At 48.5% G+C, this 23,147-nt stretch carries 24 protein-coding genes; 8 read left to right on the forward strand and 16 right to left on the reverse strand.

Going from position 1 to position 23,147, the window contains the following annotated elements; all coding sequences use genetic code 11:
* Window position 1: 1 nt before the first annotated feature.
* Window positions 2-832, reverse strand: a complete 831-nt coding sequence (locus AK95_RS18480; RefSeq protein ID WP_083397659.1) for an oxamate carbamoyltransferase subunit AllH family protein — start codon at window positions 830-832, stop codon at window positions 2-4.
* Between the two features lie 452 nt (window positions 833-1,284).
* On the opposite strand from AK95_RS18480, the gene AK95_RS18485 reads away from it, so the two are divergent.
* Window positions 1,285-2,979, forward strand: a complete 1,695-nt coding sequence (locus tag AK95_RS18485; protein ID WP_071221366.1) for a PucR family transcriptional regulator — start codon at window positions 1,285-1,287, stop codon at window positions 2,977-2,979.
* Here the strand turns inward: AK95_RS18485 and AK95_RS18490 are convergent.
* Together AK95_RS18490 and AK95_RS18495 are read right to left on the reverse strand one after the other, a co-directional pair.
* On the reverse strand, window positions 2,948-3,373 hold the full coding sequence (locus AK95_RS18490; RefSeq protein ID WP_235613146.1) for a multicopper oxidase domain-containing protein: 426 nt from the start codon (window positions 3,371-3,373) through the stop codon (window positions 2,948-2,950). The genes AK95_RS18485 and AK95_RS18490 overlap by 32 nt on opposite strands.
* Before the next feature lie 102 nt (window positions 3,374-3,475).
* Window positions 3,476-4,432 (reverse strand): SDR family NAD(P)-dependent oxidoreductase, encoded by a 957-nt coding sequence (locus tag AK95_RS18495; protein WP_201259400.1) that lies wholly within the window; start codon window positions 4,430-4,432, stop codon window positions 3,476-3,478.
* A gap of 134 nt (window positions 4,433-4,566) precedes the next feature.
* Between AK95_RS18495 and AK95_RS35155 the strand changes: the two genes are divergently transcribed.
* Entirely contained in the window at window positions 4,567-4,701 is a 135-nt protein-coding gene (locus AK95_RS35155) for a hypothetical protein (protein WP_268801968.1), read from the forward strand.
* A 228-nt stretch (window positions 4,702-4,929) separates the two neighbouring features.
* Here the strand turns inward: AK95_RS35155 and AK95_RS18500 are convergent, their stop codons facing one another.
* The 12 genes from AK95_RS18500 to AK95_RS18555 all read right to left on the reverse strand — a co-directional run bounded on the left by AK95_RS18500 (window position 4,930) and on the right by AK95_RS18555 (window position 17,563).
* Window positions 4,930-5,172: a hypothetical protein gene (locus AK95_RS18500; protein WP_071221369.1), complete on the reverse strand. Its 243-nt coding sequence runs from the start codon at window positions 5,170-5,172 to the stop codon at window positions 4,930-4,932.
* Window positions 5,173-5,185: 13 nt separating this feature from the next.
* Entirely contained in the window at window positions 5,186-5,641 is a 456-nt protein-coding gene (locus AK95_RS34845) for a WXG100 family type VII secretion target (protein ID WP_071221370.1), read from the reverse strand.
* 313 nt (window positions 5,642-5,954) lie between these two features.
* Window positions 5,955-6,287, reverse strand: coding sequence for a hypothetical protein (locus AK95_RS18510; RefSeq protein ID WP_071221371.1), 333 nt, complete (start codon window positions 6,285-6,287; stop codon window positions 5,955-5,957).
* Between the two features lie 289 nt (window positions 6,288-6,576).
* Window positions 6,577-6,828, reverse strand: coding sequence for a hypothetical protein (locus tag AK95_RS18515; RefSeq protein WP_071221372.1), 252 nt, complete (start codon window positions 6,826-6,828; stop codon window positions 6,577-6,579).
* 1 nt (window position 6,829) lies between these two features.
* Window positions 6,830-7,261 (reverse strand): hypothetical protein, encoded by a 432-nt coding sequence (locus AK95_RS18520; RefSeq protein WP_071221373.1) that lies wholly within the window; start codon window positions 7,259-7,261, stop codon window positions 6,830-6,832.
* Window positions 7,245-7,934, reverse strand: coding sequence for a WXG100 family type VII secretion target (locus tag AK95_RS18525; RefSeq protein ID WP_071221374.1), 690 nt, complete (start codon window positions 7,932-7,934; stop codon window positions 7,245-7,247). The genes AK95_RS18520 and AK95_RS18525 overlap by 17 nt, the downstream gene beginning before the upstream one ends.
* A gap of 321 nt (window positions 7,935-8,255) precedes the next feature.
* Window positions 8,256-10,334, reverse strand: coding sequence for an ATP-binding protein (locus tag AK95_RS18530; RefSeq protein ID WP_071221375.1), 2,079 nt, complete (start codon window positions 10,332-10,334; stop codon window positions 8,256-8,258).
* Window positions 10,335-10,509: 175 nt separating this feature from the next.
* On the reverse strand, window positions 10,510-13,851 hold the full coding sequence (locus AK95_RS18535; protein ID WP_071221376.1) for an S-layer homology domain-containing protein: 3,342 nt from the start codon (window positions 13,849-13,851) through the stop codon (window positions 10,510-10,512).
* A gap of 768 nt (window positions 13,852-14,619) precedes the next feature.
* A complete protein-coding gene (locus tag AK95_RS18540; protein ID WP_083397660.1) occupies window positions 14,620-15,135 on the reverse strand; it encodes a DUF4241 domain-containing protein in 516 nt (171 codons plus the stop codon).
* 148 nt (window positions 15,136-15,283) lie between these two features.
* Window positions 15,284-16,036, reverse strand: a complete 753-nt coding sequence (locus tag AK95_RS18545) for a superoxide dismutase family protein (protein WP_071221377.1) — start codon at window positions 16,034-16,036, stop codon at window positions 15,284-15,286.
* 203 nt (window positions 16,037-16,239) lie between these two features.
* Complete coding sequence (locus AK95_RS18550) at window positions 16,240-16,680, reverse strand: YhfM domain-containing protein (RefSeq protein WP_071221378.1); 441 nt, start codon at window positions 16,678-16,680, stop codon at window positions 16,240-16,242.
* Between the two features lie 31 nt (window positions 16,681-16,711).
* Window positions 16,712-17,563, reverse strand: a complete 852-nt coding sequence (locus tag AK95_RS18555; RefSeq protein ID WP_071221379.1) for a P-loop NTPase family protein — start codon at window positions 17,561-17,563, stop codon at window positions 16,712-16,714.
* A 297-nt stretch (window positions 17,564-17,860) separates the two neighbouring features.
* Between AK95_RS18555 and guaD the strand changes: the two genes are divergently transcribed.
* Together guaD and AK95_RS18565 are read left to right on the forward strand one after the other, a co-directional pair.
* Entirely contained in the window at window positions 17,861-19,225 is a 1,365-nt protein-coding gene (gene guaD, locus AK95_RS18560; RefSeq protein WP_071221380.1) for a guanine deaminase, read from the forward strand.
* Window positions 19,226-19,282: 57 nt separating this feature from the next.
* On the forward strand, window positions 19,283-20,638 hold the full coding sequence (locus AK95_RS18565; RefSeq protein WP_071221609.1) for a uracil-xanthine permease family protein: 1,356 nt from the start codon (window positions 19,283-19,285) through the stop codon (window positions 20,636-20,638).
* 151 nt (window positions 20,639-20,789) lie between these two features.
* On the opposite strand, the gene AK95_RS18570 is transcribed toward AK95_RS18565, so the two are convergent.
* A complete protein-coding gene (locus tag AK95_RS18570) occupies window positions 20,790-21,215 on the reverse strand; it encodes a DUF6157 family protein (protein ID WP_083397661.1) in 426 nt (141 codons plus the stop codon).
* Window positions 21,216-21,416: 201 nt separating this feature from the next.
* Between AK95_RS18570 and AK95_RS18575 the strand changes: the two genes are divergently transcribed.
* From AK95_RS18575 to AK95_RS18585, 4 genes are read left to right on the forward strand one after another with little or no spacing between them, the layout of a single operon-like run.
* A complete protein-coding gene (locus tag AK95_RS18575) occupies window positions 21,417-21,764 on the forward strand; it encodes a magnetosome magnetite crystal formation protein family (protein ID WP_071221382.1) in 348 nt (115 codons plus the stop codon).
* Window positions 21,758-22,276, forward strand: coding sequence for a MerR family transcriptional regulator (locus AK95_RS18580; protein WP_071221383.1), 519 nt, complete (start codon window positions 21,758-21,760; stop codon window positions 22,274-22,276). Before AK95_RS18575 ends, AK95_RS18580 begins: the two co-directional genes overlap by 7 nt.
* 56 nt (window positions 22,277-22,332) lie before the next feature.
* Entirely contained in the window at window positions 22,333-22,482 is a 150-nt protein-coding gene (locus AK95_RS34850) for a hypothetical protein (protein WP_235613148.1), read from the forward strand.
* Between the two features lie 32 nt (window positions 22,483-22,514).
* The gene (locus tag AK95_RS18585; protein ID WP_071221384.1) at window positions 22,515-22,991 is read left to right on the forward strand and encodes a small multi-drug export protein; all 477 of its coding nucleotides are present in this window, start codon (window positions 22,515-22,517) and stop codon (window positions 22,989-22,991) included.
* The last annotated feature ends 156 nt before the right edge of the window (window positions 22,992-23,147 follow it).

Consider the following 23,147-nt stretch of genomic DNA (forward strand, 5'->3'; position numbering starts at 1 on the left):
TTTACCTCCCATTTCTTTCTATGCTAAGCTTCAAACCATTCACCAGCCCAAGCGCGATATCCGTTCCTGATGTAGAACCGGTACCGAGTACCCTGGATAATCTCGAAATAACCTCAGTCTTACTGCCATGGATCATATGATGCATGAACTCTCCTATGGATTCCCTTACCTGGCCGCTTGCAGCTTTCTTTAAAGCCATATAGCTAATCGGATTGCTCCTATCAGCCGATGCTGCCACAACCCGCTCGCACATATGGCGGATCTTGAACAACGGACCATTCGTTAGATTCATAACGGCATACAATCCGACCAAGAAGTCGTCGCCCGACGGAGTCAGACCAGGGCCCAAGCCTATTAGTTGAATTGCATAATGAGATGCAAGACTGACTTCGCCTTTGGATAACGCTTCAAGGAGCCCCGCAGAGCGCTCTCTCAGCAATCTATCCATTTCCTGATCGAAGGAATTTCCGGTCTCTGCCGATCGCTTCATCCCACCGGCCTTGCCGTGAGCTTCAATCCATAACTGCGCTTCAGCTACATGGTTTCTTAAGATATCTTCGTCTTCGGGATAGGATGGGAGCTTGCTCCGCCATACATGGACTTGCTGAAGCATAACGGCTGCATTCTTCCCTACGTATAACCGCTCTCCCTCCGCATAGACCTCATCTCCAATCACCAGCCCCCGTTTGGAAAAGCTGTCGATGTCCGTGACCAGCGTATTGGGCGCATTGTCCACGCTGTCAGTGGCAATCGTATATAATTCACCGTTCGTCCGGCACTTCAGGTTCACCGTTCGATCAAAGATGCTGTGTACCGTCCCATTAAATTTCAAGCTCCTTATTTGTTGGAGGAATCCCGCGTCGCAAGAGATGGCGGCGCTTACAACACAAACGGCTTCTGTACTTGTTGTCTTCCCGCAGCTTCCCGTTATATCGCCTCCTTAACTTACAGATGGACAAGTGCTGTCTTTTGTCAGGTTATCCTTTTGAATGCGTCATTCACCTTGGATCGGCCCTACCTTAGTTGTGGATAAATGACCTTAGATGCTATACTGAATTCAAAATTAGCCAGCATATAAACGTCGAACATATAACAGATGAATGACCTTCCATAGCTAAAAGGATATTTTGTGAATTATATCACACTTAAAATTTCGAAGCCCTCCTGACACCCTTATTGTAATCCAGGGTTAAGCTGCGGTCATTGTACAGCGATACTAAAAACAAAGCGTATTCGCTGTGCATATTGCACAATGAAGAACAATAACAAAGGTGTGTGTTAAGAATGCTAACCATCAGGGACATCCTTCAGATCAAAGCGATCGAAGGCATTAAGCTCGTTGCAGGGGCGGCAGGAATCGATCACCAGATATCCATTGTGAATATTATTGAAAATCCGGATGTATTCGATTGGCTGGCATCGAATGAGCTGCTCCTGTCTACCGGATATATTTTTAAAGATAGCGAAGAACTGCAGAATCGGGTCATTCATGAATTGGCCGAGAACAACTGCGCGGGACTGTGCATCAAAATGAAACGTTATTTTGACCGGATTCCGCAAAACATGATCGATCTGGCGAACAAGTATGGACTTCCACTGCTGGAGCTCCCTTTTGAATACACCTTGTCCAGGGTGATCGCGATCATTAATGAGAAGACCAATGCCGACTATGACGCGCTAAATCGCAGATCACTCGACCTGCATAACGCGCTGTTCAAAATCCCGCTGGAAGGAGGCGGCATCGAACAAATTTCGGCCGAATTGGCTGACATCATCCATAATCCGCTCCTGATTCTCGACTGGGACTGGAATCTGCTCTGTTATACGGACCATCCGGATAATAAGACACCGCTGGAGGAGTTCTTGTCGCTCCAGAAGAACAGACCCATCTTCCCTTCCGAATTTACTGAAGCCATCCCGCAATATGTAAGCGAAATCAAGAAATCGATCCAGCGCGACTACGATCATAAGGGGCAATCGTTCAAATGCCGTATCATGCCGATCTCGGTGTCCAGCCATGTGTACGGATACATCGTCGTCTTCCAAACCGTTCGCAAGCTGACGGAATTGGATAATTTGGCGTTAGAGCACGGATCAACCATCCTTGCCATGGATCGCATGAAGGCCAAAGAGCTAGAGGAAGTGAAGCTCAAAATCCGGCACGACTTCTTTGACGACTTATTGTCCGGCAACATCACCTCGACCGAGACGCTGCACTCGCAGTCGGATCTGCATGGGCTGAATATCAACTATACCTACTACTGCATGGTCGTTCATATTGAACCGACCCTTCTGGAAAGCTACAAGGATATCGTATACCGCAAATACGAGCTGGAGCATATGGTGAAGAAGTGTGTCAACCTGATCCACGGCTTGTCCAGTAAAGCCAACGGGGAGCTCACATGTTACTACCGAAGCCAGCAGATCATCATATTGGTTGGGAAGAATGAGAATAAACCGCCGGTTACCGTCAACGAAACGAAGGCTTTCGCCCATGAGCTGGTCGAGCTGTTGACCCGAGAAATGAAGAAAACTCAGTTTCTTATCGGTATTGGCAGTCAGTATAAGACGTTCTCTTCACTTCATCGAAGCTTCTTCGAAGCCCAGGAAGCCATGCGATTGATGCAGCGATTCAAAGACAATCGGATCATCTCCCATTTTGAAGATTATGCCGTCTATCATTTTCTCGATTCCAATATCAAGCCTGCCGAGATGGAAGAGTTCTTCTACAACACACTTGGCGTCATCTATCATCATGATCAAACGTTCAACACCAGCTTTATCTCTACGCTGGAATACTATTTCATGCATAATCAGAATGTAACGGAGGCCGCCAAAGCGATGTTCATCCACCGCAACACCTTCATCTATCGCATCGACAAAATCAAGGAGCTGCTGAATTCCAACTTAAAAAACGCTGACGAGTTATTCCAGATTCAATTGGCACTCAATCTCTATCGGCTGCTGAATAAAGGATAGTCCACGGCAAAAAGATGTGATTGGAAGGATCTTGAATGTCCTTGTTGTCTAGCACGACACGGACTCTTTCGCCTTCGGCAACTCGAATTTCTGGTCCTGGCGTGAGGCCGTTGAATGCCCAAACCTTCTCGGTGCCTCCATTATCTAATTTTTTCTCGCTCTGTGAGGCCGTGAGCCGAAACTCGCGTACGGGCGCGTCGCTCTCCCCCTCTGTAATTGCTTCGCATGACCGTGTCGCCAGTGAAGCCTGGTGGGTTGCTGCAGAGGCGGTTCCATGCTGATGGCCCGCCATCCCTTCCATGTGATGCATTTCGCCCATATTTACTTCATATGGTTTTTGCATGCGAATTTGCCAAAAGTACGTGCCAACCAACGCACCCAGCAGAATCGCCACTCCCAACCCCGCTATACCGACCTTCCCTTTCCAAGTTAGCCTCCGCATAAGCTTTCACTCCTTTTTATGATTGATCAATCAATTACTTATTTATAAAAATGTTCATCGTTTTTTCTGCAGTTCGCGAATCGTTGCGGCAATTCCATCCGCCGGCTTCGTAGCCGGAATTGGGCCGATAAAACGCTTATATTTATCCCCGCTTAGGCGCAGCGGCTCCTTCGTTAAGTAAAGCATTTCGACAATCTCCTTCATGACGGGGACGAATAGACCGAGCAGCGACAATCCAACCTTGCCAAGAGCAATAACAGGCTTCTTCATACCGGAGGCTTGCTGGGCGATGCGGACAATCTCATGACCGGAAATAATATCCGCCCCAGGAATATTCCAATTTTGACCATATGCCTGATCCTGTCTCGCAAGCTCTACAATCATAACTGCCGCATCAGGCAAGTACACATATTCGCGAGGAACCTTCATGTTTCCGATGAAAAATGCCATTTTGCCTGCCGCGATCGCTTCGAGTGTCCCTCCCAGATAGGAAGCTTGATTTGCAGTCGGTCCGTAATAGTCCGGCAAACGAACAATCATCGCAGACACATTCTTCCATCTGCTGCTAAAGATCATCTGCTCAAAAGCAAGGCGCACTTTACCCTTTTTTGTATGAGGTTTTTTGGGATGCTCCTCGGTTACCCAATCCATCTGTCTTCTTCCATAAGGGTAAATTCCGTCTATTGCGACAACCTTCAAGCTTAATCGATTGGCAGCCTCCATTATGGCTTCGCCGAGCGGAATCAATTTACTCTCCATTTCGTGGTATGGGACGTTCGCACAATGGAACAATACCTCGGCTTCTTTTGCCGCTGTTACAATGTCATCCGGCCGGTATGCATCCCCGATTGCTAACGTAAGATGTGAAGGATTGCCGAGTTCTCTTGCAAGCTCCTCCAGCTTTTGCCGCGACCGTCCAAATGCAATCACAGGCAACCCCCTTTTTACCAACTCAGCCGTAATAACAGCACCAGTACCACCCGTTGCACCCACTACAATAGCTTTTTTCATGTTCATCAACACTCCTCTTATTTGTGATTGATCAATCACTAACTTATGATCACACTATAGCAAGTTGTGATTGATTAGTCAATAACCAAATTTCAAATTTATGGCACCGGCATTTTGAAATGGGATACACCTATTTGAATAAGGTTTTACAGTTCTATGGGATATCGACTGAGGCGATTTTGGTTGAAGGAACGGCATCATCGGAGCAAGCTCCGGCTATTAAAGAAAAAGAAATCGCACATCCTAAGGAAGTCGCCCAACAATTCTAATAAAGGAAAGTAAAGTCAGGCTTCGAAGCTGATTCTGCAGCTCATTCTGGATTTTCTTCAGCACCGCTTCCCATCCTTTTTATCTAAAAATGGCAAAGCCACTTTTGGCCTTAGTTTCACTGTTTCATAGATTGAAAGTGCAAAAAGGCTTATACCCAACCTATGATCAAGTTGGAATAAGCCTTCATAATGATTGAACGATCTTGTTGTTAAGTTTGTAAAATCTTCTTATTGCTGTTCCACTACATAAACTTTACTAACTGTATTATCCTCGTTAAAAACGTAAATTCTATCGCAATTAGTACATCTCCATACTTCTTTCTTAGGATCAGGTATTAAAAGTGGATCTATAGAATCTCCCATGTTTATAATATCGTCCCATTCTCTATCTGTATAGACATGCAATTGAACATCGTTTGGAGCTTCAACTGTGGATAAGTATTCGCCACACCTACATTGTAATCTAGCCATATTTTGATTCCTCCTAATTTGTTACCTTTCCATTATTAATCCATATTTCTACTTCCCCTGGAATCTGCTGATCGGGGTAAGTCCCCTTAGCACGTTCGAGTATCTGTTGTGCTTGGTCTCTCGTAAGCCCCGCCTCTCTACCATCAATAATAACTTTCTCAGCAAGTTGTTTAAAACCATCTTTTATCCTTCCAACCCCAGTATTCGCTGAAATAAACCGGAAGGCAATGGCTTTCAATTCCTGGCCGATGATCCTGAGATGCTCAACCGTTTTATTCATTTCCCCATGGGCATGCTGAAAATCTTCGAAAAACCGCGAACGGGTCGTTCCTTCCCACGAAGACATCATATACGTAATCTGCTGGTCCAGCCGATTCTTGGTCGTTTCCAGTTCTTCCGCTGCCCTGGCAGCTTCCTCCGACACCCGAATGAGCACCTCGGGCGGAACAAGTATTCTAGGCAATTGCATCCTCTCCAACGTTTCATTGGACCTTATTGTATCCTCCTTCTAGGATATGGAAAAGGTTCCAGAGTCCTTCATATCAGTAGCATGAGAGTATGCAATCTGGAAGAATCGTGCCTTTTGGTTCAGAAGCCCCACAGCGCTATGCTTCTTGTATCGTGCTAACCTCGGTTTTAGCAGTATCGTGTGTATCTCTAGAAGTATAGAACTCAAAAAACGCACCTCCTAAAGAGATGCGTATTTCACTTGCAGTCCTATGCTACAACCTGCGTAAAGGTGCTATGGGATCCTATAACAATTACGCCTTTACTATGCGTGCTCAGAATCCGGACCGCATCAAATCGCTTAACACAAAAGCCAGATGTTTTTCGGCCAAACGCATATGACGGTAAAAGGTGGCTCTGCTCATATGGAAGGATGCTGCGAGCTGGCTTTTGTTCCGGTCCTTGTGTAGAGCTCCTCCATCGATAGTGAGACCTTCGATCCGGTGTTCCCTTCCATCGAAAATACCGCTGAAGACGGTCGCTTCATCGGCTATGGGTACCCAATCATATCCGGTCATATCGATGTCGCCGGTCAATCGGATATTCCAATCCAGGTAAGACGCTTGATTCCGATAGATATAAGCAGTTCTTCTGCGGTCCCGACCCACACCCAACCGTCCGCTTCGACCGGAACCGAGTCATTACCAGCCGGAGCACGGGCTGAGTGGAAGCCAATGGAGTCTCCTTTGTATCAGTACAATCAATGAGTCATATAAAACATGACGTGATCTGATAAAATTCAACAACTTCAATTAAGTGTAATATAACAATGGTATAAAGACTGTCTCTATTTTGTTTCAAGCTCATAGGAAGGTAGTCATAACGAAAAAACCGAGCGAATACAGGGAGCTACCCTGAGTTTTCGCTCGGCTAAGATTGTGCCTATGATGTTATCAGTTATGATTCAAATGCAGTTCTTTCCGGGAATTTGCCCCCCTCCCGAACCAAACAAACCACCAATCTTTGAGCCGCTCTATCGAAATAAAATTTACTTGGAATACTTGGGTCAGGTAAAGACTCTAACTCAGCAAACTTCCTAGTAGTCTTATTCAATTCAATTTTTCCCATAACATCTTCGTTTGGACCAAATCTGTAAACAACAATATCATCATCTTCGTGTTCTTTTAATAGCAATACATACGAAGCCATTTCACTCCTCCTCAGGTGGATACCAGGGACGACCCGAATCAACTGTTCTATCGTGTGCAGTCCTATAGTCTGTTTTAAAAATACCTTCAAATTTCGATTCAAAAAGTTCATGATTTAATAAGTCAATATCTTGTTGTTTAAATATCCCTTTTTGAAGTCTATCCCATGCTTGTGCAATTTCATAATCTGCTTCAAAGCGTCCAACACCATGTTCTTTAATGTGCTCTTTAAAAAACAAGTGGTCTTTTATTCTTTGAATTTTATTCTCGGGCATACCTGTATTTTTTGCAATACTCTGAACATCTTCATTTGATTTTCTAAAGGTTTCATACATTGCATCTGCTGTATCAAGCCGTTTTAGATATTCATCAACTGAAAGTTCTCTTCCTCCAGTTTGAACATTACCCTTAGCCTCATCAACCTTCCCCCCCATCCCCACCCGAATCATTCTTCAGGTTCGGGTGAGTCTTCACGCCAAACCGGCGCGTGGTCAAGCCGGCGATGGCCATGGCTGCTTGCTGTCCGGCAAAATTGAACGCACCGCCCGACGCCTCGACGTCTGCGGCGAATTTATCCTGGGTATCGGCATCAAAGATCATTTTGCCTCCCCAGACCACCGTTTCGGCAGCCTCCTCGATCGTCCCAATGGTCATGTTATAGGCCATATCCTTAGCGGTGTCAAGCGGGTCTTCTACCAAGGATGTCGCCGTATCCTTCACCGAATTTGCCACGGACTTCGCACCGGTCTGCAGTCCCTGCCAGAAGTCCCCCGCATGGTCCCAGAACGTTTTGGGCTCATTAGCGCCACTCGCTGCAGCTGCCGCAATCATGAGATCTTCATGCATATCGGCTGAAATAAACCGAAAGGCAATGCCTTTCAATTCTTGGCCGATAATCCTGAGATGCTCAATCGTTTTATTCATTTCCCCATGGGCATGCTGAAAATCTTCGAAAAACCGCGAACGGGTCGTTCCTTCCCACGAAGACATCATATACGTAATCTGCTGGTCCAGCCGATTCTTGGTCGTTTCCAGTTCTTCCGCTGCCCTGGCAGCTTCCTCCGATACCCGAATCAGCACCTCGGGCGGAACGAGTATTCTAGGCATTTGCATCCTCTCCAACGTTTCATTGGACCTAATTGTATCCTTCTTCTAGGATATGGAAAAGGTTCCAGAGTCCTTCATATCAATGGCATGAGAGTATGCAATCTGGAAGAATCGTGCCTTTTGGTTCAGAAGCCCCACAGTACTATGCTTCTAGTATCGTGCTAACCTCCGTTATAGCAGTATCGTGTGTATCTCTAGAAATATAGAACTCAAAAAACGCACCTCCTAAAGAGATGCGTATTTCACTTGCAGTCCTATGCTACAACCTGCGTAAAGGTGCTATGGGATCCTATAACTTAATTACGCCTTTACTATGCGTGCTCAGAATCCGGACCTCATCAAATCGCTTAGCACAAAAGCCAGATGTTTTTGGGCCAAACGCATATAACGGTAGAAGGTAGCTCTGCTCATATGGAAGGATGCTGCGAGCTGGCTTTTGTTCCGATCCTTGCGCAAATAACTTGCAATGAGAATTTCCTTCTCCAACAGCGTCAAAGGTTCCATCGGACGTCCGTCGGCCAGAATCCCTTGAATGATGTTCCTCACCTGCATCCCGTCCCAACCCAATCGCCGAACGACAGGGAGTTCCTCCAGCTTGTCGGGATCGAACAGCCGTTCCAGCATTTGCTTCATTACGCTTCGATCAATGGCCGGGGGATACTCATCCTCCCGCTGATGTGCCGGTTGTCCTGCTGCTGTCTCCGTTTGCCGGATGATCCGCTGAATCCACTGATCGAAGCTCGTTTGCCTAAAATCCAGTTCCCATGTCGTCAATTCGATGCCCGCATATCCCGTCGCTTTCCCGCACGCTTTGAATCCCAGAATCGACAATAAGGAATTCAATTGTGGATCCCCCGCCGCCAAAATCCCCCGCAAACCGCCAGTCATGTGGACCAGCCATTGCTGCATCAGCATGGCCCCCAGCTCCTCGGGACGATACAAGGATTGTTCGGAGTTTACCGCGGATAACAGCACAAATATCGTATCGGCTGCCTCCGGTGGCAGCCGATGCAGCGAAGATACTTCCTCCCCCAGCATCCCCCTGCACCCAGGCGCATATCGTTCCAACAATGGCAAGCTCAAGGCATGCAGCCATACGCCTGCGCAGAACGCCAGCGGTATCCCTTTTTCGTCCCGCACGATAAAGATTCCTTCAGGAAAATGAGCTGCAATCTCCTCCAGCAAAACCGGGCAATCGGCAGAGTCGACCAGTTCGGACTGCCAGTCGGAACCCTGAATGGATTCCTTCAAAAAGCGCTGCAAATACGGCAGATCCTCCTGTCCAAACGGCTTATGCTCGCCGGGTTTCAGGCTTGACGAGAAATTGGCATACGCATGCGCCGAGGGCAGAAACTCACGGTACAGCTCCAAGATGTGGGCGCTCAGGTGCATCTGCATGCGTTGGTCGACCGAATGGAATCGTTCCGCCAGCAGGACGAACACCTGATGGCGAACCGCTTCAAATTGTTCGGGGTTTCTGCGCGTAAAGTCATCCCGTAACATTCGAGCAACGACCTGGTGCAGCGTTATCCCATCCACCGTATCCCGTACGAACGAAAGCGCCCTCAGATGGTAATAGTCCGCCCCTTCCAAGGGTGCGTCCAACAACCGGTTCAGCATGTTCTCGTCGGCAACAGGCAGAAGCGACAAAACCGTCAGCGCACGGTACACGCCAGGAGACGCCGCTTCCCGCAAAAATTCGGCGCTCAATACAGCCGGAACCTCTCGCCATACATCCCACTGCTCTACAGACTCGGAAAGCAACATATCCACGGTCAAGGCAAGCGACAACGGATGGCCTTCCGTCTTCTCGGCAATAGCCCTTTGCCATTCCGCAGACAAGCCGCTGCCGCCTAAATAATCGTAGACCTCTTCTCGAGTAAACAACCGCAAAGAGAACCTTTTCATTCGGGACTTCCATTCCGGATTCGTCTGCCATTTGAGCGGCAGTCCATTGCGCGAGGCACATACGATCAGCACGCGGGCGGACTTCAACTCAGGAAGAAATCTGGAGAACAGCCACCCTTCCAGCTTTTCGATCTCCTCACCATTGTCTATGAACAACACGGTACGCTGCAGCTGAAGCTCGTTAACGATGTATGGCAGCAGCGCGGATTCCGGAGCCCTGGTTCTACCGTATTCAGTTGCAAGACTCATCTCCAGACTCGCCAGAAAAGCGCCCGACGTCGTTAAACCTCCTTGCCCGTCCAGCCAAAGAGAACGCACCGAGGACTGCCTTGCCGTGCGGGCCATTTGCAGCAGCAGCGTTGTTTTGCCAATGCCGCCAATTCCTGATATTGAAAAAATGGATGTCTGCGCCCGGGAATCCGCCAGCCAATCCGTGAAACTCATCATTTCCCGATCCAAACCGATAATGCGATGTTTTGCAATCTTCTCCATTCGTTACATCCTCACTCCATCCGCTTCTCGCCCGTTGAATCTTACAACTAATAAACCTGCTATTTTTTTATACTATACTATGTTTCGAGTCTACGAATAGGCTCCATAACGGAATAAACGCAAAAAAACGCGCACATTCTCGGTTGGAATGTGCGCGCCATCTATTCAGCTGCAATCAGTTCATGAAATTCAAGTAGAGCAGCATTCGGTTTAAGAAAACCGTGCTTTGTGCGCGAGTGGCAAGCGTCTGCGGAGCGAACGCAGCCTTCTCGACCCCTTCGATCATGCCCGCGGCCAACAGGTCGGCAGTCGCTCCCTTGGCCCAATCGGATACCTGGGCATGGTCCGAGAAGCTATCCAACGTCGAAGCGTCCTTTGGCGGAAGCTCGCCGGCATATCGTGCTGCTCTGGCCAGCATAACCGCCACCTGCTCTCTCGTGACCCTAGCGTCCGGTCGGAACGAACCGTCGGCATAGCCTTCAATCAAGCCAGCCGCGGATGCTGCCCCTATCGCACCGGCATACCAAACTTCGTTTGGCCACACGTCCGAATAGGAAGTAAGCTGCGGCTTCTCGGCGAGTCCGAGCGCACGTACGAGCATCGCAACGAACTCGGCGCGGGTCACCGTACGGTTAGGATCAAACGTGCCGTTAGCCGATCCGTTCAAGATCAGCTTGTTCGTCAGCCGCTCGATGTCGCTTTGCGCCCAATGTCCCTGGATATCCTCGAAGGTTCGGTTGGAGCGAACCGCGGTGAACACGCCGTTATATGCGTCATAAAAAGTCGCTGTCTCCCCTTCAAAAACAGAAGGGACGAAGCGCGGCTTCCCTGCGCCATCCACCCACACGACGGTGGAATGGTCGGGTTCTGCCGCACCGTTCATCGAGAATGTGCGCTCCAAATACGTGCCTTCTGCTTCGATTTTTATATTGCCGTCGCTGTATAGCTCAAAGCTCGTCGGCCTAGCCAGCATGTCATAGCCTTGACGGGTCAATTCCTCATCCAGCTCACGGCTTGCAGAATCCGTCATTCTCGCGATGACAACCGTTACGGTCGCTCGGTTCGGGAGGTCACTTAGCACGTGCAGCGGAACGCTGTAGCTTGCCCCGTTCACCCCAATCCGAATGGCTGCACTCGGCTTCGCCGCAAGGAGAACCTGCAACGCTTCAGCCGGGAGATCGACCTTCACCACCGGATCCTCATTGTCGATGTCAATGACGATATCTTCCCCGCCAGCGGTCCATGACCGAACCAGATCGGAGTCCGGTATCAGTCTCAGAACGGTGCGCCCGTCATGCTCCTGCTCTTTTTTGGCGGTTACCCGAACTTGTTTGCCGTTGATCGTTACGATCATTCTTGGATCCGGCGCAGGAATAGGGGTAGGAGTTGGAACCCAGCTATAGGATGGAGATTCCGGTTCCGGGGAATAGGCAGCTCTCATATCGATGCGTCCTACGTCGGCCGTCTCTCCCGCTAAGACATTCACGGTTGTCGCATAGCTGCCATAACCCGCTGCCGTCACCGTGAGTGTATGGAGGCCTGCTGCCACATTAGTTAACGCAAAATCCCCACTAGAGTAGGTGACGCCCGTCACTCCGCCAGTGGATATCGTCGCACCAGCCAGCGGCGTATTTCCAGTGCCGTACACCGCGCCGATAACCGTCCCCGTAGCCGCTGGAGCTGACTGTACCGTCACCGCAGCGGTGGCCGTGTACCCTCCGTCGGCAGTCGTCACTGTAACGACCGCCGTACCTTCAGCGATTGGCGTCACCTCGCCGCTCTGATCCACCTCGGCGACGGCCGGATCGCTGGAGATCCAAGAAATCGCCGGGTTCGTCGCATTCACCGGCGTAAGGACGGCTGTCAGCTTCTGTGAAGCACCTCCTGCCGAAAACGTCAATTCCGTCTGATCCAGCGTCACTCCCATAACTGGGATTGTATTGCGTATATGGGCCGCTTCCACTTGGATGCTACTCCATGCCTGGATGCGCTGCTGGCCATCCAGTTCAAATACCTGAAGATATTGACCCGGGACTGGATCCAAAATGTCCGTACCTAGCGAGTACAAGACCGCTTCGCCAGGCAGCGCATCACCCACCAGAGGACGCATCCCCGCATCCTTCTCGAGCAGATAAGCGAATGTATGCCCGGGATCGCCTGGAACCGCCGTCGCGCTCATCGAACCGTTCGCTCTGCCTGGACTAATAGCAAGCCCGTCGATGTCCGGTGCCGGCTCATCCACGTACAGAGTCAATACCGCGCTGACGGTGTTATGGCCTGCATCGGTCGCCGTAACTGTAACCGGGAACTCGCCGCTCACCGTAGGACTGCCTTCGATTGTTCCATAGACAGTCAGCGATAGGCCATCTGGAAGTCCAGAGGCACTCCATGCCAGCCCGCCCCTTGAACCATCGAAAGCGTCAATCGCGATCGAATAAGGATCGTCCTTGACCGACCGCGGCAGATCGGTTGTCAAAATGTCAGGGCGCAGATAGGGATAGCCCCCATTGACGCCAGTGTGGACAGCCCACGTATTCGCAAAATCCCAGCCGCCATAATTGGAGGCAGCCTTCATCTCGTCGGTAGTTAGGCCTGTGAGATGAGGCTGGCCTAAGTTACCCACAAACCCCACGCCACTGGCTTGGGTCGATGCTACTTTATCAAAATACGAGGAGTTGATCGAAGCATTCGATATGATTCCGATAAAACCGCCTATTGTGCTATAGCTGATACTTCCGGATTGCATGATTGCAGTTGAAGAATAACTATTGGCTATCGTTCCGTATATCAAATGTCCGGCCAATCCGCCTCCATAGAAATAGTGATCGCCCCCCGTATACGCGACCGTCCCTGTGGCATACGAGTCGTTGATGCTGCCCGTACCCTGAGAAGCGACAAGCCCCCCGGCAAACTGATTGGAAGCATCGCCGCTTTTCACGGCAGCGGATGAAGATGAGCGAAGAATGGTCGAATCGCCATTGGCCGCCCCGGCCAAGCCGCCGGCTGCACTCAAGCCTCCATAACCGGTATTGCCGCCAGTAACAGTACCCTCCGAATACGAGTTGATGATGCTGCCGCCGATCAGATGTCCCACCAATCCGCCGGCATAACTGCCGCCGTTGACTTGTGCGGAAAGGCCTAGATTACGGATGGTCCCCGATACGCGGCCGAAGAAGCCGACATACTGTAGAGCTCCTCCATCGATGGTGAGACCTTCGATCCGGTGTCCCCTTCCGTCGAAAATACCACTGAAGACGGTCGCTTCATCGGCTATGGGTACCCAATCGTATCCGGTCATATCGATGTCGCCGGTCAATCGGATATTCCGATCCAGGTAGTTCGCTTGGTTCCGATTGATATAATCCAGTTCTTCAGCGGTCCCAACCCACACCCAACCGTCCGCTTCTGACGGGACCGAGTCGTTACCAGCCCGGAGCACGGGCTGAGCGGAAGCCAAGGGAGCAAGCACCATCGAAAAAATGAGCGTTACTGCCAGCATGATGGACATTTTTTTCATAAACAGGTTTCTCCTTTGCATCAGTACAATCATCGATGAGTCATAGAAACACGACGTGATCTGATAAAATTCAACATCTTCAATTAAGTGTAATATAACTATGGAACAAAGACTGTCTCAATTTTGTTTCAACTTCATAGGAAGGCAGTCATAATGAAAAAACCGAGCGAATACAGGGAGCGGCCCTGAGTTTTGCTCGGCTAAGGATTGTGCCTATGATGTTATCAGTTATGATTCAAATGCGCTAGTTGTATTGTAAAACCTATTACCACAGTATTCGTCAGTAACTAAATCGCTAATACTGCGATGGTCTTATCATTGACAGAAATTGATAAAACATCACTTGTTTTTTGAATGTGTACATCATGGTTTGAACTAATTATTTCGTCCTCAAAAGCTCCATATGTGTCCGAATTAACGAATAAACTCATTTTTTCTAGTTTCAATCTTTCCACATCAACTTCTATCTCAACTCTTTTTATATCGTTATAAGATCGCATAGTCTCAGTTAGACAATACAGATATTTCTCGCCTCGAACTTCCTTAACAACGTTTTCGCCTAATAAACTTAAGATTACTTGGTAATTGGGCTCGCCTTCCTTAAAATGGCTTACTGTAAAGAAAATCCTTATTCATTGTATACCTACTTTCTATGTATAGTCACAGCCTTGGCAGGCAATTATGGCGTATCTCCAATAAAAACAGCCATAAAAGGATGCCTTCCATGGCTGTTCGCGCTTGCTCCTATTTGGTTACACTGACACTCAACTAGCTCTTAATAAACACAATTTTTACGCCAACCACCTGATCCTGCTCATTCACGGCCTTATACACGCCATATGCACCATCGCCAATGCCGGTCCGGGATACGACGCCTCCATCCAGGACACCCGCTTCTTCTCCGCTCTCGGTGATATTGCAGCATGCAAGATACCAGTCACTATCCGTATCCGAGCTATCCGATGTCGCATCAGCGTCAGGGATTCGGTACTTCTGAATATCAAAAATCCCGGCCTGCCCGCTATCCACCCCAGCTACAAAAGGACACTTGATCCATTCCAGGAATGCCCCCTGTTCAGCTGCCGAGTGATGGTAAGCCGTTAACTTGGCGTTGGCTTCGCCCCAATCCGGGATCTCCACCTTCTCCACTTCCGAGGCCCACGTTCCATTTAATACAGCATCCAACACGCCCATGATGATAATGTTCGTATCCAATTCATAACACGGATCCGCGACAACCAATTGTCCGGAATTCACTTCAAAATCGCCCAGTTGAATGATCAATGAAAGATACCTCCAATAACAGTTTATGATGGTTCTATTCTAGCATGTCCCGCCACACAAGCATCACAAAAAAACGCACCTCCTAAAGAGATGCGTCTTTCACTGACATTCATATGCTACAAACCACATGTTACCTGTAGCTTGCAGGTTACTCCGGAATATTCCCCCCGGCTACCCGGTCGCCGGAATTGCCCGATGGATCGGTTACGCCGTCATCTTCTTCGGCATGAATGATCAGCGAGCGTCCGAGCACCGAGTTTGGCTGGTTCTTTTTAAGGGTGCCATGCTGAATGATGGTCTCCGCTTCCACGGTGCCGTCTGCGCCTGCGACCAGATTCGGCATATCGCCAACATGGCTTCCTTGTGGATGCTTGAGGCCATGATGCTTGTCGGTCGGATTAAAATGCCCACCGGCAGATTTCAAATCCCTATCTTTGATCGTGTTCTCATGTACATGGAACCCATGCTTGCCTGGTGTGAAGCCGGATGCGGTGATCTTCACCTTCACCCCGTCATTGATCTGTTCCAAGATAGCGGAACCGACAGACTCCCCCGCCGCATTGTACAGCTGGACTTCAAGATGTCCCAGAGATTCCTTCCTGAAAGCCTGGTCCCAGAACACGGGTTGATTAACCGGATCCGAAACCATGCGAGCGGGTACATCGCTGCTGCCGGTAGGAGTCTCGGAATCCGAGGCCGCCGTCCCTTGTTGCCCATCTGGTCCGTCAGCGGTGGAGTTATCCTTGCCGTTCACGTAGTAGCTTATTTTAGACATCGTGTGTTTAATCGCAGCTAAAGTTCCTTCGGGATTCCCAGCAGCGAACAAAATTCCTGTAAACAGCAGGGCTCCGGCAAGAAATGCTCCAGCCATATATTTTAACGTGTTGGACTTCTTCTTCACTTCATCGCCTCCTGAATGATGTATTCATTCATCTCCCAATCCCCTGATTTTATACGTCTAAGTCGTTATTTTATGGGATATGAGGCGTTCGGCGTTATTTATTGTTCCCCAAGACAGATATACAGATTGAATAACCTACTAAACTGGCTTTTATATCATCTCCAGCTACTGAACATAAAAAAGAGATTCCCTCCGCTACGGCGTTAATGCCCCTCTTGCAAAATGAATTCTCTCATCCGATCCGTATGTTTGGCGGAAACCACATATACATCTTCTCCCCAATCTTTGAAACCGTAGCTAAACACACTTCCCTGACCCTCTTCCCCCAACCACAGCTTAATGGCGTGAATCGGGGATTGCTGATCATAGATAACCATCACGTCGTAATCCGGGTCCGTTCTTTTGGCATCATCTGGCTGCTTGCGGGCCGTACGGATCGCTTCCTCAAATGCGCTTACAGCCTTTGCCTCCTTGAAAGAAAACAGTGTATCCCCGTTCATCTCGTCCCATGACTCAAATGCCGAAATCCGAATTTCGACAACCTTCTCGTCCAGCAGCTGCATCGTTTCCCAACCGGGTTCGTTCTCGCAGCCTGTTAATAGAGCCGCCATATAGAGCAGCATGATCGTTAGAAGACCCTTCATCAAATCGTCCTTCCTTATTCACAAAATAGTATTATTGGATGACCTTATGCAGCTTCAGCTTGTCTATCAGCATGGTTCTGTACGTCTCTTGATCATAATGGGAGTTGTTCATTCGTTCCTTGTTCAGTCCAAGACTGTCCAAGATCCGGTACTCCAGCCTGCGCCGGGCCTTCAATACTTCCAGCGTCCCTTCGACACCCTCCAGACCGCGATGTTTGCCGTATCCCTGCTGCGTGTAATAATGGACGAATCCTGTGGACCATGCCTCCGGGCGTTCCCGGATGGCCTTGCGGAATGCGTATTCCAGGTTGTCCTGTTCAATGTAGAGCAATACGGGATTCAGGCCAAGGATTGCTTTTTCCAGCCCCAGCACGTAGTCCATCACTTGGTCATCCGGCGCATCATATTTCACCATGCCAACGGTCACCGGATTCTGAATGAAGCAGCACTCAAAAATCATAACGGCGGGCTCTTGCAACGCCTGCTCTGCAAATGCCTCCCACCGCTCGGTGATGAGTCTTCTATTGAGATCCAGCGGGAGCTCGTAAATATCCTGCCTGGACAAGGAATGATATAGATCATCCGGAAAAGACGTGCCGTATTCGTTCTTCAGCTTCTGGTAGGGTATGAGATTCCAGCTGCCTTTTTTGGCGGCCCGTTCGATCAATATTTCTTTAAAGGAGCCTGCGTCTTGCAGCAACCGCCCGAGTTCTTCCTCCGTTAAACACGCCGTTCCCTCATAATCTGCCGGGTGGTCAACATCCCCTTCCATCACAAGCCGGGTCTCCATGTTTCGTTCGGTTAAAATATCATAAATCATACGGGACGTCGTCGATTTGCCGAAACCCGGCAGACCTTCGACCATGATCAATTTAGTCTTCATTTCAAATCCCCTTCAAGTCTCAAAAATGATTGCAGCTTCAAGTTATTCTGTGAGGGCCGGCTGATATCCTTTTCTCTATACAAAAAAGGCTGCGGACGTTATCTCTCATGAAGAAGCCCCCCTGTATCCCCCGGGCAACTCCGAATGATCTCAATCGTGTTCCTGACCTGTTGTCACTATGGAGTCTTCGTTAATAACTCAAGCTCATATCTATTCGCCTTTAAACTATGGACATCTCTTTTTTAACGGACTATAATGACAAAAGCGCTCCAAAAAACGAACATTAAGGCGGTAAAAATGAGTAAATATATGTTATTATTTCAAGGGACTTCTTTTTCAAGCAAATCTCCCAAAGAAATTCAAGTATTGAGAGACTATCTTTACTGCATCAACACGGACGGCATGATTGAGCGAGTCGTGGCACCGGAAGACGCCGACTATCAATCCTTGCTGGATACGTATCAAGGCACAGACAGCTTTCACCGACTAGAGGAAGGACAGTATTTCCTGCCTGGTTTTGTCGACTTGCATGTTCATGCCCCGCAATGGGCTCAATCCGGAACCGCATTGGACATTCCGCTCTACGATTGGCTGAATACCTATACGTTCCCGCTGGAATCCAAATTCTCCGATCTGGCGTTTGCGCAAAAGGTTTACGACGATGTGGTAAGTACCCTGCTGGCCAACGGAACAACGACGGCGCTTTATTTTGCCACGGTGCATAAAGAAGCCAGCTTGTTGTTAGCCCAAATTTGTGCGAGCAAAGGCCAACGCGGACTTGTCGGAAAGGTCGTCATGGACGATCCCGAGCAGAATCCGGACTACTACCGCGATGCGGACACATCCACGGCACTGGCGGATACGGAGGAATTTATTATCGCTGTAAAGGAACTCGCCAAGACCACCAAACAAGGCGTGTATCCCGTCGTGACCCCACGCTTCATTCCAAGCTGCACCGATGAGGGGCTGAAGGGTTTAGGCGAACTTGCAGCCAAATACGACACGTATGTGCAGTCCCACTGCAGCGAAAGCGATTGGGCGCACGGCTATGTGAAAGATCGGTTCCAGAAAAACGATGCGTTTGCCCTGCATGATTTTGGCCTGCTGCGCGATAAATCGGTCATGGCTCATTGTAATTTTCTCGATGATCAGGATGCCGAATTGTTCGCTGACACCGGCACCGCGATCGCGCACTGCCCAATATCCAACGCATATTTCGCCAACAGCGTCATCCCGGTCGCCCGCTTCCACGCCAAGAATGTCGAGATCGGTTTAGGCTCGGATCTATCCGGCGGCTTCTCACCGAGTCTCTTCGATAATATTCGACAAGCTGTGATGTCCTCGAGGATGCTGGAAGATGGCGTGAACACCTCCCTTCCTGCGGAAGCTCGCGGCGTGCCCGAGTCGCGGATTACGGTCCATGAGGCATTCTATCTGGCCACGGCCGGAGGCGGCGAAAGTCTGAGCCTGCCGATTGGCCGCATTCAAGAAAACTACGCATGGGATGTGCAGGTAATCGATACGAGACTTCCATCCGCCAAGCTGCCGATTTTTGATGAGAATGAAGACGCACAAGATATTTTTCAGAAGATCATGTATCTGGCACGTCCTGAACATATTCGCGAGGTGTGGGTGCAAGGGGAAAAGGTTCATACGCGTTAAGAAAGATAGAGGTTGTTCAAAAAGCAATTCATCCTAACATTCGAGGTGTCCAGCGGAGTGAATACACAAGCAGACAAGCAAAATGACGAGCAAACGAAGTCACAGCAGCATTTAACGGTTCCGCCCGACGGCAAAATATCATTCGGGAAATCCGCCATTCTCGGTTTACAGCATGTCGTCGCGATGGACGTCTATGTCGTCCCTTTCCTGATTGCCATGTTAATCGGCTTGGCGCCTAATCAGTCCAGCGCATTGATTCAATCCACGTTTATTGCGGCCGGGCTTGCCACGATCGTGCAAACGTATTTCTGTATGAAGCTGCCGATGGCGCAGGGTCCTTCCTATGTTCCACTCGGCGCGATTGTCGCCATCTATGCCGCCAGCGGCGGAGGGGAGATGGGTTGGAGTTCCGTACTGGGCGCGAGCTTGATTGGCGCGATCCTCGTCATTATTTTGGGATATACGGGAGTTTTCAATAAAATCGTTAAATCCTTCATCCCTCCAATTGTCGGGGGCACGATCATCTTCATTGTCGGTCTGTCGTTATTGCCTGTTGCGATTCGAGACAATATCTACGGCGCCACGGACGCTACCATCAATCAGAACGTGCTGCTGGCCCTGATCTCAGCGGCTGCACTCATCCTGTTCGTCATCCTGGGTTCTCTGTTCCGAACAAGAGGCGCGATATTCCGCGTTACGTCCGTAATGGTCGCATTAATTATCGGATGTATCTCCGCCAACTTTATGGGTGTGCTGGATTTTAGCGCTGTCGCAAACGCCAAGTGGTTCAGCATGCCACAAATTCCGTTTAAGGATTTTGGCTTTTCCTTCGACTTCTCGGCGATTATCACCATGGTCATCATTTACCTCGTACTGCTGGCGGAAACAACGGGTACGTGGTTTGCCATCAGTAACGTCATCGATAAACCGTTAACGGATAAGAATATTAACCGTGGGGTAATTGGCGAAGGGATTAGCTGCCTGATTGCTTCAGGACTCGGCTCCACGCCGGTTACCGGCTATTCCACGAATGCAGGCATTATCTCCATCACGGGTGTGGCCAGTCGCCGGGTCTTCTTGGCGGTAGGCGGATGGTTTGTCCTCTTCGGCTGTTCCGGCAAATTGGCCGCTTTGATCTCCTCGATCCCAACCGCGGTCATCGGCGGCGTATTCGCCATCGTCTGCGGCATCATCTCGATTAACGGGATCCAGGTCATGAAGAACGTGAAAATCGGGGAAAAAGAAATGTACATTATTGCGATCCCGATGATTTTGACGTTAGCGTTAGTGCTTATTCCTAAAGATTTCTTGTACACTCTGCCTACGTTCGTGCAGTATTTGCTCGGATCACCGATTCTGGCTGCTTCGCTTGCAGCGATCTTGTTGAATAAATTGCTGCCTAGTGCGAAGTAAGTTGTAGAGCGAGGCAATTGGAGTTGTATGTAAGGTTTACGGAGCTGCCCCTAAAGAGACCACGTTTATCGTGGGCTTTGGGGGTTGCTTTTTTTATATAGGGGGGACACTGATCAAATCAAACATGTATCTACTGAGCCTGTGATTGGACTCACTTCTTCTTGTTTCTCATGGCGGCGAGCAGCTTCACCTTCCCATTGGCTCCTTCCACAAAGCGCCGATAGTCGGGGGATTCCACCGGAACGATCGCGATTTGCCCCTTCGCATTGAAATGAATACCCCACCCGTATTTCTTCGGGAGCATCGATGCTCTCAAGCATGGTTGAGGCTTCCTAAAAAACTCGTCTCGAATCTGGTTCCCTCTCTCGGCTAACTCCGTCTCCGGAATGTTTTTGTGCCGGATATGCACTTCGTACAAGAGCTCCTCCTGGGTATAGGCGTACGGATTATTCGTGATTAACTCAAACTCGATTCCCGGCTTGGTTTTTCCGTCTTTCTTGTCCGGCGGCTGCGTTCCAGTCTCAACAGGGCAATCTGCAGCAACGGTAATAAATGTATCATAGTAATTCCAATCCATTATCGTTCCTCCTAAACAATATATAGCACGCTCATAACATATCGACTTATTTAAAACTAATTATAACCCTCTATCCCTGACAGAATCGGTCAGTCATTATCGCCGTCTTTTCTTATTCCCCCCATTAAAAAAATGCTTGAACCTCTACCCGCGTCACCTTTTAAGATATGATTCAGACTTCTTATACGAAAGGTGACGAGAATGAAATTAACCACAAGAAAAGAAAAAATGACGGTACAAATCATGCTTGGGACTTCTCTGGTTCTAGGGGTAATTCCTCCATTGGTTATGTTCATGGTAACGAGGAGGCAAAACGGATATTACCGGGAAGCCAGCAGAAAAGCATTAAATTTTCACCTCACGATCTTCCCATTCTTTCTAACCAGCAGCTTTCTGCCCCAGTGGTTTAAGTATACGTTTTTAATGATTGAAACCTTCATCATATTGTTTGCTATGTTTTGCATCGCTCTTCAGAAACCTTATCATTATCCGGCAATACCTTACATCAAAAATAAAGAGATCCATCGAAATGAGGCGCTAAAATGTTAGATCAAATGATGACTATCGGACAATTATCGAACCACACTGGCGAATCGGTCAGAACGTTAAGATACTACGACAAAATCGGCTTGTTAACACCCAGCGATTACAAGGATGGCGGACACCGGCTGTACAGTAGGGATGACTTGGTACGTCTCCAACAGATTCAGGCATTGAAATTCATAGGTTTTTCGCTGAAGGATATTGCGAACATATTGCAGTATGCCCATATCGAACAAGAGCAGATCAAAAGCACGATACAATTCAAAAGAAAACAGCTCACTGCGGAGCTAGAAAGAATACAGGATATGATCGACCAATTAAATCATATGGATATGATCATTTCGAATGAAAACTCAGTGGATATCAGATCCTTTTGCTTTATTATGCACTCCATCCTTTGGGAAGAAGAGAATCTGGATGAAAACAAACGGAACCTGTATAAAATCTATAACTTTCGAGATCCAGAGCGATTCAAGCTCGACCAAGAGTACTATAGCTTATTCTCAAGAATTACTTAGTCATGTCAAAGACAAGCCCTGAATCTGAAGAAGCGCTAGAATGTATGAGGAGATTGATGTTTCTCCATAAACAAACACTAATCAAGATGGCAAAGCTTCAAGAAGATGCTCCCGAGGCTGAAACATTCAATATATTGGATCCATTTACCGATGAGGAAAAAGTCTTCATCAAGGATGCCATGCGCATGATGTCGGAGTCGGAGTAAAACATCCATATTATCATTAAGGTGGGAATACATTGATACAAGATATTTTGCAAAAAGTAGAGCATATTCCAGTTCTTTATCAATTTATAGCTGTGTTCGCAATCTCGTTTATCCCTTTCCTCGAGGCTCATGTAGCGGTGCCTCTGGGAGTGCTACTGAAGCTCCCATTCATTCCAATTGCTGTTCTGGCCATCTTGGGCAACTGGCTTTCGGTCTTGACCGTAATCATTTCCTCTTCGTGGATCAAATCCAGATTTTTCAGTGATAGAAGCGATAGTTTTGTTTATCGACGTTTTCAAAAAGGTAAAGTGTATTTCAATCGATATGGCGTTCCTGGCATTTCCCTATTAGGGCCAATCATTGGGGCTAACCATATAGGCGCATTAATTTGCACGATGGCCAATGCGGATAAGAAAAATATCATCATTTGGCAGACCATTAGTATTATCTTGTGGGCGGTAGGGTCTGGGCTGCTTATTCATTTTGGGAGAGAGTACTTGCTTAGATAGATGATTCACCGTTATATCTTGAGGAGCATTTGAAGACAAATTAATGAAAAAGCGGCTACTAAGATGTCAGAAATAAATCTTGGTCGGCCGCTATTTTTATTAAACTTCGTTTCCAGTTAGCTTAATCAATTTTCCATTATACCAACTAATGTATCC

This window comes from Paenibacillus sp. LC231 (assembly GCF_001860525.1).
Lineage (GTDB): Bacteria > Bacillota > Bacilli > Paenibacillales > Paenibacillaceae > Paenibacillus_AQ.